The organism is Streptomyces sp. NPDC026062, assembly GCF_055568375.1.
In genome coordinates this window covers 85,132-98,147 of the sequence record NZ_JBVHOQ010000002.1, presented here as the reverse complement: position 1 = coordinate 98,147, position 13,016 = coordinate 85,132, and the positions used below count along the sequence as shown (strand labels likewise).

Sequence of the window (13,016 nt, the reverse complement as noted above, 5' to 3'; positions counted from 1 at the left end):
GGATGTGTGAGGGGGCGGGGTGTCAGCTGACGCCCAGCCAGCTCTCGATCGGGTGCAGGGCGAAGTAGACGGTGAAGATCACGGTCAGCCCCCACATGAAGGCGCCCACCTCACGGGCCCGGCCCTGGGCCGCCTTGATGGCGACGTAGGAGATGACACCCGCTGCCACACCGGTGGTGATGGTGTACGTGAACGGCATCAGGACCACGGTGAGGAAGACCGGGACGGCGACCGAGCGGTCGCTCCAGTCCACGTGCCGGGCGTTCTGCATCATCATGGCGCCGATGACGACCAGGGCGGCGGAGGCCACCTCGGCCGGGACGATCGCTGTGAGCGGGGTGAAGAAGAGGCAGGCTGCGAAGAAGAGTCCGGTGACGACGGAGGCGAGCCCGGTCCGGGCGCCCTCCCCGACCCCGGTCGCCGACTCGACGAAGACCGTCTGGCCGGAGCCGCCGGCGACGCCGCCGATCGCACCGCCGGCGCCGTCGATGAACAGCGCCTTGGACAGACCCGGCATCCGGCCCCGGTCGTCGGCCAGCCCAGCCTCCGTGCCGACACCGATGATGGTCGCCATCGCGTCGAAGAAGCCGGCCAGCACCAGGGTGAAGACGATGAAGCCGACCGTCATCGCACCCACGTCGCCCCAGCCGCCGAACTCGACGTCGCCGAAGAGGGAGAAGTCCGGTGACGACACCGCCGAACCGCTGAGCTCGGGCGGGCCGCTGCTCCAGATCTTCGGGTCTACGTCGGCGACCTTGTTGATCACGACGGCGACGACGGTCCCGACGACGATGCCGATGAGGATCGCGCCGGGGATGTCGCGGGCCTGGAGCATGAAGATCAGCAGCAGGGTCACCGCGAAGACGAGGACGGGCCAGCCGGCGAGTTCACCGGCCGGGCCGAGCGTCACCGGGGTGGCGGTGCCCTTCCCCACGAAGCCGGCCTTGTAGAGGCCGATGAGGGCGATGAAGAGCCCGATGCCCATGGTGATGCCGTGCTTCAGCGGGAGCGGGATCGCGTTCATGATCAGCTCACGCAGGCCGGTGACCACCAGCAGGCAGATCACCAGCCCGTACATCACGCACATGCCCATGGCCTGCGGCCATGTCATCTCCGGGGCGACCTGCGAGGACAGGACACCGGAGACACTGAGCCCCGCGGCGAGCGCGAGGGGGACCTTGCCGACGAACCCCATCAGCAGGGTGGTCGCCGCGGCCGCGAGCGCGGTGGCGGTGATCAGTCCGGGCTGGCTGAGGAGGTGTCCGTCGACGTCCTTGCCGCCGAGGATCAGCGGGTTGAGCAGCAGGATGTACGCCATGGCCATGAAGGTCGTGACGCCGCCGCGCACTTCGGTGGCGAGGGTGGATCCGCGTTCGGATATGTGGAAGTACCGGTCGAGCCACGATCTGCCGGCGGGGACGCGCGAGCCCGCTCCCGCGTCCTCCGCACCGGTCTTCGGTTCCACTGACTGCTGGGTCATGATGCCTGACTCCCAAGGTTCACAGGGGCACCCGCGATGGTGAGTGAAGATGCGGGATTTGGGATGAATGCTCTGGCTGCACGACCCGGGGGACGGCCCGAGACGGACTGTTCATACGTGAGAAGAGGTGACTATTGATCAAGAACCGCCAGTGGTGCGGAACTTGGGTTCCCCGGGCGGTGGGGGCCGGGGACGTGGTGACGTTCCCTGGAGGCGCGCACCGCCCGGAGAGCTGTGGAGGAGCCCCGGTCAGGTGCCGGTGAGGTGCTCCGGGCGGACCGGGGTCCGGCTGAGCTCCAGCCCCGTCGCGTTCCGGATCGCCGCGAGGACGGCCGGGGTCGACGACAGGGTGGGGGCCTCGCCGACACCGCGGAGCCCGTACGGGGCGTGGTCGTCGGCGAGTTCGAGCACATCGACCGGGATGGCCGGGGTGTCGAGGATGGTGGGCAGGAGGTAGTCCGTGAAGGACGGGTTGCGCACCTTCGCGGTCTTCGGGTCGACGATGATCTCCTCCATCACGGCGATGCCCAGGCCCTGGAGGGTGCCGCCCTGGATCTGGCCCACGACGGAGAGCGGGTTGAGGGCCTTGCCGACGTCCTGGGCGCAGGCCAGTTCGATGACCTTGACCAGGCCCAGCTCGGTGTCGACCTCCACGACCGCGCGGTGGGCGGCGAAGGAGTACTGGACGTGGCCGTTGCCCTGTCCGGTACGCAGGTCGAAGGCCTCGGTGGGCCGGTGGCGCCACTCCAGCTCGATGTCGACGGCCTCGCCCTCCAGCACATCGGCCAGACCGGCCAGTACCTCGCCGCCGTCGGTGACGACCTTGCCGCCTTCCAGGAGGAGTTCGGCGGTGGCCCAGGCGGGATGGTACGTACCGAACTTGCGGCGGCCGATCTCCAGGACCTGTTCCCGGACCGCCTCGCAGGAGTTCTTCACGGCGCCGCCGGTGACGTACGTCTGCCGGGAGGCGGAGGTCGAACCCGCGGAGCCGACGCGGGTGTCGGCCGGGTGGATGGTGACCTGGGAGACACCCAGTTCGGTGCGGGCGATCTGGGCGTGCACGGTGACGCCGCCCTGTCCGACCTCCGCCATGGCGGTGTGCACGGTCACGACGGGTTCGCCGCCGATGACCTCCATGCGCACCCGGGCGGTGGAGTAGTCGTCGAAGCCCTCGGAGAAGCCGACGTTCTTCAGGCCGACCGCGTAACCGACGCCGCGTACGACGCCTTCGCCGTGTGTGGTGTTGGAGAGTCCGCCGGGCAGTGCGCGGATGTCCGGGTGCTCGCCCGCGCTCTCCCACTGGCGCTCGGGCGGCATCGGCCTGGCCTTGACCCGGCGCAGCAGTTCGGCGACCGGTGCGGGCGAGTCGACCCGCTGTCCTGTCGGCAGCAGTGTGCCCTGTTCCATGGCGTTGAGCTGCCTGAACTCGACCGGGTCCATGCCGAGTTCGGCGGCGACCTTGTCCATCTGCGCCTCGTAGGCGAAGCAGGCCTGGACCGCTCCGAAGCCGCGCATCGCGCCGCAGGGCGGGTTGTTGGTGTAAAGGGCGATCGCCTCGATCTCGACGTCGTCGACGGCGTACGGGCCGACGGCGAGGGAGGAGGCGTTGCCGACGACGGCCGGGGAGGCGGACGCGTAGGCCCCGCCGTCCAGCACGATGCGGCACTTCATGTGGGTGAGCTTGCCGTCACGGGTGGCGCCGTGCTCGTACCAGAGCTTGGCGGGGTGCCGGTGGACGTGGCCGAAGAAGGACTCGAAGCGGTTGTAGACGATCTTCACCGGCTTGCCGGTGCGGAGCGCCAGCAGGCAGGCGTGGATCTGCATCGAGATGTCCTCGCGGCCTCCGAAGGCGCCGCCGACGCCGGAGAGCGTCATCCGGACCTTCTCCTCGGGCAGTCCGAGGACGGGGGCGATCTGGCGGAGGTCGGAGTGCAGCCACTGGGTGGCGACGTACAGGTCGACGCCGCCGTCCTCGGCGGGTACGGCCAGACCGGACTCGGGGCCGAGGAAGGCCTGGTCCTGCATGCCGAAGACGTACTCGCCGCTGACCACGACATCGGCGCGGGCCCTGGCCGCCTCCGCGTCGCCCCGGACGATGGGCTGGCGGTGCACGATGTTGGGGTGCGGTACGTGCCCGATGTGGTGGTCGTCGCGGCCCTCGTGGACGAGGATCGCGTCGGGGGCGGTCGCGGAGGCCTCGTCGGTGATGACCGGGAGTTCGCGGTAGTCGATCCGGATCTTCGCGGCGGCGCGGCGGGCCGTCTCCGGGTGGTCGGCGGCGACGAGCGCAACCGGCTCGCCGTGGTGGCGGACCCGGCCGTGGGCGAGGACGGGGGTGTCCTGGATCTCCAGGCCGTAGTTCTTCATCGCGGCCGGCAGGTCGTCGTAGGTGAGGACGGCGTGGACACCGGGGGTGGCGAGCGCCTCGGAGATGTCGATCGAGACGATCTCGGCGTGCGCGACGGTGGAGCGCAGGGTGTGGCCCCAGAGCATGTCCTCGTGCCACATGTCCGAGGAGTACGCGAACTCCCCGGTGACCTTCAGGATCCCGTCGGGGCGCAGCGTGGACTCGCCGATGCCGCCCTTGGTGGGCGTGCCCTGGTTGATGCTGGTGGGGGAACCGGTGATGCCCATCGCCTAGACCGCCTCTTCCGCGCGGGCGGCCGCGAGGCGGACCGCGTCGAGGATCTTCTCGTAGCCGGTGCAGCGGCAGAGGTTTCCGGAGAGCGCCTCGCGGATGTCCGCGTCGGACGGTTCCGGGGTGCGCTCCAGGAGCTCGTCGGCGGCGACCAGCAGTCCGGGGGTGCAGAAGCCGCACTGGACGGCTCCGGCATCGATGAACGCCTGCTGGATCGGGGAGAGTTCGCCGGTTTCGCGGGCCTCTTCGGCGGACGGCGCGGCCTTCCAGCGCTGCGCCTTGTCGACCGTGACACCGCAGGCGCCGGAGGCGCAGCCGGTGCCGGGATGGGCCTCGGAGCGGTGGGCGGCGAAGTCGGCGAGGCCTTCGACGGTGACGACGTCCCGGCCCTCGACCTGGCCGGCGGCGACCAGACAGGCGCAGACGGGCACACCGTCCAGGCGGACCGTGCAGGATCCGCACTCGCCCTGCTCGCAGGCGTTCTTGGAACCGGGCAGGCCCATCCGCTCACGCAGGACATAGAGGAGGGACTCTCCCTCCCAGACGTCGTCGGCCTCGTGGCGGCGGCCGTTGACCGTGAAATTGACGCGCATGATCAGGCGGCTCCTTCGGTGCTGCGGCCGTTGCCGCGGTACGACTCCCAGGTCCAGCCGAGGGTCCGGCGGGCCATGATCCCGACCGCGTGACGGCGGTAGCTCGCGGTGCCTCGCACGTCGTCGATGGGGTTGCAGGCGCCCGCGGCGAGCAGGGCGAACTGCTTGGCGATCGAGGGCGTGAGGACCGCGCGGCTGTCCCAGAACCCGCCCTCCTCCAGCGCGGCGTTCAGGAAGGCCTCGGCCTCCTTCGCCCGTACGGGTGTCGGGGCGGCGGATCCGATGCCGGTGCGCACGGTCCGGGCCTCGGGGTGCAGGGCCAGACCGAAGGCGCAGACGGCGATGACCATCGCGTTGCGGGTGCCGACCTTGGAGTACTGCTGCGGCCCGTCGGCCTTCTTGATGTGCACGGCCCGGATCAGCTCGTCCGGTTCCAGGGCGTTGCGCTTGACGCCGGTGTAGAAGGCGTCGATCGGGATCATCCTGGTGCCGCGGACGGATTCGGCCTCGACCTCGGCCCCCGCGGCGAGCAGCGCGGGGTGGGCGTCCCCGGCGGGCGAGGCGGTGCCCAGGTTGCCGCCGACGCCGCCCCGGTTGCGGATCTGCGGCGATGCGACGGTGTGCGAGGCGAGTGCCAGACCGGGCAGCTCGGCCCGCAGGTGGTCCATGATGCGGCTGTACGGGACCGAGGCGCCGAGCCGTACGTTCTCCCGGCCCACCTCCCACTCGTTCAGGTCACCGACGCGGTTCAGGTCCAGGAGGTACTTGGGCCGCCGGTGGTCGAAGTTGATCTCGACCATCACATCGGTACCGCCCGCGATGGGCACGGCCGTCGGGTGCTCGGCCTTGGCGGCGAGCGCCTCCTCCCAGCTGGCGGGGCGAAGGAAGTCCATGGTTGGCTCTCTTCTTCTCAATCGGGTCGATCGGGTCGTTCGCCGGGAATGACATTCGTCGGGCTGGGGACGGCCTGCCCTCGGCTGGTCGTTCTTGAGTTGTTCACGCTGTGCGTGGCCCAGTACACAAGCGATGCTCCACCTGGTGCAGTCACCGAAACCATGAAGGAGTTGGCTGCTCTCCACGCTCGTCTTGTAGATTCGAACGAATGGCGGGGATCGGTGACCTCACCGCAATACCCAGTTTTCACCCGCACCAACGAATGAGATCGGCGGCGACGAGATGCGGCTGCGCGCACTTCTGGAGACCGACGCGCTGGGCCTGCGGCTGCTCGGGGGCGACGAAGAGCTGGAACGGCCGGTCCGCGGCGTGATGACCACCGACCTGCGGGACCCCAGCCGCTACCTCACGGGCGGTGAGCTGGTGCTGACCGGGCTGGCCTGGCACCGGGACGCGACGGACTCGGAGCCGTTCGTACGGATTCTCACGGGGGCCGGGGTCGCCGGGCTCGCGGCGGGCGAGGCGGAGCTCGGAGCCGTCCCGGACGATCTGATCGAGGCGTGCGACCGCCACCGGCTGCCGCTCTTCGCCGTGAACGAGACCGTCGCGTTCGCAACGATCACCGAGCATGTGGTGCGTCAGGTGTCCGGTGAGCGGGCGGGCGACCTGGCCGCGGTGGTGGACCGGCACCGCCGGCTGATGACCTCGGGGCCGGCGGGCGGCGGGCCCGAGGTGGTCCTCGATCTGCTCGGCACCGACCTGGACCTGCGCGCCTGGGTGCTGTCGCCCACCGGCAGGCGGATCGCCGGCGCGGGCGTGCCGCTGTCCGGAGCGGCCGGTGCGGAGCTGGCCGGGGCGCATCTGGCCGCGATGCGTTCCGGACGCCGCGCCCCGCACCGGGCCACCGTCGGCGGGGTGACGTATTCGCTCTTCCCGATCCATCATCACGGCAAAGGTGCCGGGCCCGCTTCGCGCGATGTGCGGGAGTCGGTGCTCTCCGACTGGCTGCTGGCCGTCGAGGCCGACGCGGGCGACTGGCCGGCCGCCCGGCTCGATCTGCTCCAGGGAGTCACCCAGCTGATCGCGGTGGAGCGGGACCGGCGCGACGCGGCCCGTTCGGTGCGCCGCAGGCTCGCCCAGGAGGTTCTGGAGCTGGTCCAGGCAGGTGCGCCGCCGGCCGAGATCGCCGCCAGGCTGCGCGTGGCCGCCCCGGTGCTGCTGCCCGGGCTCGGAAGTGCGCCGCACTGGCAGGTGGTGGTGGCCCGGGTCGAGTGGGACGAGCCGAACGCGCCCGGCGGCGCCGCTTCGGGCATCGCGGGCGGGCCCGTCGCCCAGGCGCTGCTGGAGGAGATCCTCGTCGACCCGGCGGTGGCCGGTCCGGATTCCGCGGACCGGATCGCGGTCGCCCACTCGGGTGACGAGGCCATCGCGCTCGTACCGCTGCCCGCGCTCGCCGATGCCCCGCCGGAGGCGGACGAGGCCGATGGCGAGGCCTTGAAGAGCGACCCCGCACTGCACGCCGACGCCCTGCTGGCCGCCGTGCGTGCCCCGCTCTCCGCCGGCCTCGCCGACGACGGGCGCCTGACACTGGGGGTCAGCGCCTCGGTGCATTCGGCCGAGGGGCTGCGCGGAGCGCTGGAGGAGGCCCGGCACGCCCGCCGGGTGGCGGCGGCGCGTCCCGGGCGGGTCTGCGCGGCCGGCCACCACGAACTGGCCTCGCACGTCCTGCTGCTGCCGTTCGTCCCCGACGATGTGCGTCGCGCGTTCACCGCACGGCTGCTCGACCCGCTGCGCGACTACGACCGGCGCCACCGCGCGGAGCTGATTCCGACACTTGAGGCGTTCCTGGACTGCGACGGTTCATGGACCCGTTGCGCTGCCCGGCTGCATCTGCACGTCAACACGTTGCGCTACCGGATCGGGCGAATCGAGCAGTTGACGGGGCGTGACCTTTCGCGCCTTGAGGACAAGCTCGATTTCTTTCTCGCCCTGCGTATGAGCTGACTCCCGGGGGCCGTTGCGGCCACCACGGGGCTCCCGCCGATTGTGAAAAGTTTCACCTGACATTGCCTCGCCCTCTTGGCCCGGCATGCCATTCCGTGCTGTGATGCGGCCAGACTCAGAGCGTCCGGCCATCGAGGGGTGGGTGAAGGAGCGGACCGGGTGCGTGCGGCTGCAAGGCGGAGGATCGAGGCATGGCGGCGCCATGCCGCCTGACGACAACGCCGCAGATGTACGCAACCGGCCCCGCGATGCCACCCCCGACGACCGGACACTCTCCACAGCTCGATGGCGCGCTCGGGGAGGGCAATGTGGCGCATACCGCCATGTCTGGTTCCGGAACGACAGCAGATGACGATCCGCCGCTCCAGACAGCGGTATGGCGGCTGCGGTCACGCGCCTGCTGGACGGACGCTGCGGCACTGCTCGAACACAACGCCACCACCGACCCGGCCGCGGCCCTCCAGCGCACGGCCCTGCTGACCGAGCGGTGCCTGTACACCGGACAGGGCTGGACGGACGCCGAGGACGCGCTGCGCACCGCCGAGGCCATGGCCCACGACGACGACGAGCGCGGGGCGGCCGCCTGCGAGCGCGGCTATCTGGCCTATGCCTCCACCCTGCTCGGCGTACGGGACCGGGCCGACGAGGCCCGGGTGGCGCTGAGCCGCGCCGCGGCGCTCCTGGCCCCGGCCGCCCCGGGCCGTCCGCTGCTCGACTTCCGGCGGGGCCTGATCGCGCAGAACATCGCCGACTCACCCCAGGCCGCCCGCGCCGCGTACCGCAGGGCCCATGCGGGCGCCACCGCCCAGGGCGACGCGCTGCTGCTCTCCTCGACCTGGCGCCATCTGGCCCTGATCGCCCTGCGCGAGGGCGAGCTGGCCGAGGCCAGGCACGGCTTCGCCGAGTCCCTGCGGATAAGGGAGGAGCTGGGCTATCTGATCGGTACCGCACCGGCGCTCATCGCGATGGCGGACGCCGAGCCCGAACCGGAGACGGCGACGCGGCTGCGCGCCGAGGCCGGCCGGCTGTTCCGGCTGCTCGGCGGTGTGCCGACCTGGCTGGCACCGCATCTGGACCCACCGGGTCCGAGGACGGCAGAGGCGAACTGAGTACGGGCCGGCCACCGGGAACGCCAGGTGCGAGCCCGCGCCGGCCGGAGGGCCGTCGGGTGCGGGTCTCCACCGGACCGGGGACCGTCAGGTGCGGTCGTCCACGGGGTCGCCGGGCTTCCAGCGCGCGTCGCTCAACTCGGGCGTCGGTGACGGGCGCGGTGGAGCAGGCGGCGGGTTCGGACCACGGTTCGGGTTCTGCGGCACCGTGGTGGCGGGGGTCCCGTTCTGCCCGCCACCGTCGCGCGGGGGCGGCACGACCGGGGATTTCACCGGTGCGGGCTTCCTCGTCGGGGGCGCGGGGACGACGGCGGCACCGGGGGCGGACGGAGTCGCGGAGGCCACCCCGGTCACCGAGGCGGACGGGGTCCCGGAGGGCGCCCGCGAAGGCGGGGCGGAATCCTCAGCCGTACGCGTGGGGCTCGCGCTCGGCGACGCCGTCACGGGAACCGGCGTCCCGGAAGGCCGCCCGTCCGAGCTGCCGGCTGCGGAGCAACCCGCCGACGCCAGCGCCAGCACCGCCAGCATGGTGAACGACCCGCCCAGTCCCCGGTTCCGCATCATCCCCGCCCCTCGAAAACGATCATGTGATGAGAGGCACAGAGTACTCACAGCGGACCGCGGCGACGGCCGCCCGGACGGACGGGACCGGCGGCCGGGGCGGGAGAGCCCGGAAGGCCGGGGCCGGCGGGTCGCGCGAGGTCAGCGGTCCGCCGAGCCGGTGAAGTGTTCGCTCACCAGCGACTGCACCACGGACACGTCCCCGGCGATCAGCGCGTCGAGCAGCGCGGCGTGTTCCACGGCGTCGGCCAGGAGGTCGGCCCGGCGGGTGGCCGGGACAGGGCCCAGGGCCCACTGGGAGCGGCGGTGCAGGTCGTCGGCGACCCTCACGAGCTGCCGGTTGCCGGAGAGCGCGAGAACCGCCCCGTGAAAGGCCCGGTCCGCCTCCGCGTAGCTCGCCCGGTCACCGACGGCCGCCGCGGCGACAGTGGCGTCGGCCAGCGGGCGCAGCGCGCACCAGCCGGCCGGCGGGACGGTGCGGGCGAGACGCAGCATGACGGGCACTTCGAGCAGCGCACGCACCTCGGCCAGGTCGGTGAGCTCACCGGGCTCGCGCTCGGCGACCCGGAAGCCTCGGTTCGGTACGACCTCGACGGCCCCTTCCGCAGCCAGTTGCTGCATCGCCTCGCGCACGGGGGTGGCGGAGACCCCGAAACGGGCGCCGAGGGCCGGGGCCGAGTAGACCTGCCCGGGAACCAGCTCGCCGTCGACGAGCGCGGCGCGCAGGGCGTCCAGGATCTGACCGCGCACGGAGTGCCGCCGCACCTGGGTCCGAGGAGCGGGCGGCTCGTTGTGGGTGTGCTCACCGCGGGCCTGCTCGGGCACCCGGAGGGACGAGGAGGCGGTCATGGGCGCGGCGGACGCATGCGGTGTGCACATGCCCTCACGGGCTCCGCCCTGCTCCACGGGTACCTCCTCGGCCGTTCGCGGGCGCGGCTCGCGTGCGCGGCGCCTCGTGTGCACGATAGGCGGAGGAAGCCGCAGTTCAAACATCGATCGCGTCGGGTAAGGTAAGGCTTACCTGCAAACGATCGCGATTCGGTGGTCCCTGCATGACCCTGCCCACTCTGCTCCCCAGCACGACGACCTCGGCGGTGACGGACGCGTACGCGCGCCTGGCCGAGGTCTTCCCCGGCCTGCGCGCCGAGGCGCTCACGGACGGCGAGCCCTCCCCCGGCGGCACCGGCTGGGTGGGCGCCCACGAGCTCGCCGCCGGTGGCAGCGGACTCGACGCCTTCCTCGCCTGGGACGACGCACAGGTGCTGCGGGACTACGGGCAACGGGCCCGGCCCGACGTGGTCGCCGGCTTCGGGCTGCACCGCTACGCGTGGCCGGCCTGCCTGCTGGTGACAGTGCCGTGGTTCCTGCACCGGCGGGTGCCGCGGATCCCGGTCGAGGACGTCGCCTTCCACCGTGCGCTGGGCCATCTGACGGTGCGCGTACGGGAATTCTCCTGCCTCCCCGGCGATCCGGCCGCGGAACTGCCGGGCGCGCACGTGGTGGCCGACGAGGCCGCGCTGCGCGCCGAGGTGCTCATGGCCGTGGCCGACCACCTCGGCCCGGTGCTGGAGGGTTTCGGCCCGCGCATGCGGCGCGGCAAGCGGGCCCTGTGGGGCATGGCGACGGACGAGATCGTCGAGAGCCTCTGGTACATCGCCCATCTCCTCGGCGAGGAGCGGCGCGCGATGGCCGAGCTGGAGGCGCTTCTGCCGGGCACCACGAAGCCGTACGTCGGCAACGCGGGCTTCCGCGAACTGACCGGACCGGACGGGGAGTCGCTGCCCACTCGGGACCGGGCCAGCTGCTGCATGTTCTACACGGTGCGCCCCGAGGACACCTGCGTCACCTGCCCGCGCACCTGCGACGCGGACCGCGTCCGGAAACTGACGCCCGCACCCTGATCCGCACGGCCCGTGCGGGCGGTACCGATCGACGATCCACGCCGCCCGCACGAGTGACATAAATCGAACACAACTCGCTTGCGGCATACGGTCATTCGACCAGAACGCGGTTATCCGTCGGCTCCGCCACCCCATTGGCGTTCTCTTGCACCGAAACCGCCTGAACGCGACGCGATCCCCGGCACGATGGCGGCCGAAACGCCCTATCGCAACGCAAGGGACCGCGCATGAGACTTACCGACATATCGCTTGATTGGCTGCTTCCGGCTGCCGTACTGCTGGCGGGGGTCATGGCGGCTGTGGCGGTGGTCGCGCGTGGCAAGCGCGCGTCTGACACACCCGCGGCCGAGGACTCCTGGGAACGCAGCGAGGAAAGGCGCAGACGCAAGGAAGCGCTCTACGCCACCGCTTCGTATGTGCTGCTGTTCTGCTGTGCGGCGGTCGCCGCCGCACTCTCCTTCCACGGGCTCGTCGGCTTCGGCACGCAGAATCTCGGCCTCTCCGGAGGCTGGGAGTATCTGGTGCCGTTCGGCCTCGACGGAGCGGCGATGTTCTGCTCCGTGCTCGCCGTCCGCGAGGCCAGCCACGGCGACGCGGCCCTCGGCTCGCGGCTGCTGGTGTGGACCTTCGCCGGCGCCGCCGCCTGGTTCAACTGGGTGCACGCTCCTCGCGGCCTGAACCACGCGGGTGCTCCCCACTTCTTCGCGGGAATGTCGCTCTCGGCGGCTGTGCTCTTCGACCGGGCACTGAAGCAGACCCGGGTGGCGGCACTGCGCGAACAGGGCCTGGTGCCGAGGCCGTTGCCTCAGATCCGGATCGTACGGTGGCTGCGCGCACCCCGGGAGACCTTCGGCGCCTGGTCGCTGATGCTCCTCGAAGGTGTACGCACGCTGGACGAAGCCGTGGACGAGGTACGCGAGGACCGCAGGGAGAAGGAGCAGAACCGTCTCCGCAGGCGGGACCAGGAAAAGCTGGACCGGGCGCAGATCAAGGCCCTGAACCGGCAGAACCGGGCCTGGGGACGGGTCGGCCGGGGAGGCCCCCCGATGGACGTACCGGCCATCGCCCCGGCGACGGGCTCCGCACAGTCCGTCGCGGAGCCCGCCATATCCGAGCCGGGTCAGCTGCCTCTGCGACCCCGGCCATCCCTGCAAGCCGTGAACGGCCCGAACTCCGGGGGCCTGCCTGAGCTGGGCACGACCGATCCGAGAACGGTCGACCTCACTGCCGAGGACGACACCCAGGCACTGCCCAGGCTCGACTCGCTGGAGCAGAAACTGAAGGACCTGGAGCAGCAGTTCGGCTGATGCCACGGCCGACGGCGCTGCGGGAAACGGCCCTGACGATCCGACCGGACCGTCAGGGCCGTTCGCCGTCCAGTTCGAACCAGACCATCTTTCCCAGGGCGTGCGGGCTGACTCCCCAGGAGTCCGCGAGACTCTCCACCAGGACAAGTCCCCTGCCGTGCGTACCGTCGTCGGCGTTCGGTACGTCCGATACGGGCATGCCCGGGACGAAGTCCCGCACCTCCACGCGCAGCTTCCGCGGAGCCACACTGACAGCGACGACCGCCCCGTCGTCCGTATGGACCAGCGCGTTGGTCACGAGTTCACTGAGCAGCAGCTCGGCCAGCTGCGCGGGCTCCTCCTTCCAGCGGTACCGCAATAACTCCCGCACCGCGCCCCGCACTTCCGAGACCGCCGCCAGATCGGCACGGCCGACTCTGCGATGCAGTCGGGCCACATCCTGACGCTCCATCTTTTCCCCCGCCCGCACAGTGAATCGCCCCCTGTTTCCGAAGGTACTCACGCAATGCATGCCCCGCCTACGCGCTGT

The 13,016-nt window shown here is 71.5% G+C and carries 10 protein-coding genes; 4 read left to right on the top strand and 6 right to left on the bottom strand.

Annotated features, from left to right (window positions below):
- Positions 1–22: 22 nt before the first annotated feature.
- The 4 genes from ACZ4LX_RS02140 to ACZ4LX_RS02125 form a co-directional block, all read right to left on the bottom strand.
- Entirely contained in the window at positions 23–1,480 is a 1,458-nt protein-coding gene (locus ACZ4LX_RS02140; RefSeq protein WP_467637212.1) for an NCS2 family permease, read from the bottom strand.
- Between the two features lie 249 nt (positions 1,481–1,729).
- Positions 1,730–4,114: a xanthine dehydrogenase subunit D gene (pucD, locus tag ACZ4LX_RS02135; RefSeq protein ID WP_467637207.1), complete on the bottom strand. Its 2,385-nt coding sequence runs from the start codon at positions 4,112–4,114 to the stop codon at positions 1,730–1,732.
- Between the two features lie 3 nt (positions 4,115–4,117).
- Complete coding sequence (locus ACZ4LX_RS02130) at positions 4,118–4,711, bottom strand: (2Fe-2S)-binding protein (RefSeq protein WP_467637202.1); 594 nt, start codon at positions 4,709–4,711, stop codon at positions 4,118–4,120.
- Between the two features lie 2 nt (positions 4,712–4,713).
- Positions 4,714–5,604, bottom strand: coding sequence for an FAD binding domain-containing protein (locus ACZ4LX_RS02125; RefSeq protein ID WP_467637198.1), 891 nt, complete (start codon positions 5,602–5,604; stop codon positions 4,714–4,716).
- A 283-nt stretch (positions 5,605–5,887) separates the two neighbouring features.
- Between ACZ4LX_RS02125 and ACZ4LX_RS02120 the strand changes: the two genes are divergently transcribed.
- Positions 5,888–7,609: a PucR family transcriptional regulator gene (locus tag ACZ4LX_RS02120; RefSeq protein WP_467637193.1), complete on the top strand. Its 1,722-nt coding sequence runs from the start codon at positions 5,888–5,890 to the stop codon at positions 7,607–7,609.
- A 323-nt stretch (positions 7,610–7,932) separates the two neighbouring features.
- Entirely contained in the window at positions 7,933–8,718 is a 786-nt protein-coding gene (locus tag ACZ4LX_RS02115) for a hypothetical protein (RefSeq protein WP_467637189.1), read from the top strand.
- Positions 8,719–9,420: 702 nt separating this feature from the next.
- Here ACZ4LX_RS02115 and ACZ4LX_RS02110 read toward each other — a convergent pair.
- The gene (locus ACZ4LX_RS02110) at positions 9,421–10,185 is read right to left on the bottom strand and encodes a GntR family transcriptional regulator (RefSeq protein WP_467637186.1); all 765 of its coding nucleotides are present in this window, start codon (positions 10,183–10,185) and stop codon (positions 9,421–9,423) included.
- 146 nt (positions 10,186–10,331) lie between these two features.
- Between ACZ4LX_RS02110 and ACZ4LX_RS02105 the strand changes: the two genes are divergently transcribed.
- Positions 10,332–11,180, top strand: coding sequence for a (2Fe-2S)-binding protein (locus tag ACZ4LX_RS02105; protein WP_467637183.1), 849 nt, complete (start codon positions 10,332–10,334; stop codon positions 11,178–11,180).
- Between the two features lie 227 nt (positions 11,181–11,407).
- The gene (locus tag ACZ4LX_RS02100; RefSeq protein ID WP_467637180.1) at positions 11,408–12,487 is read left to right on the top strand and encodes a DUF2637 domain-containing protein; all 1,080 of its coding nucleotides are present in this window, start codon (positions 11,408–11,410) and stop codon (positions 12,485–12,487) included.
- A gap of 52 nt (positions 12,488–12,539) precedes the next feature.
- Here the strand turns inward: ACZ4LX_RS02100 and ACZ4LX_RS02095 are convergent, their stop codons facing one another.
- Positions 12,540–12,938, bottom strand: coding sequence for an ATP-binding protein (locus ACZ4LX_RS02095; RefSeq protein WP_467637177.1), 399 nt, complete (start codon positions 12,936–12,938; stop codon positions 12,540–12,542).
- Between the last annotated feature and the right edge of the window lie 78 nt (positions 12,939–13,016).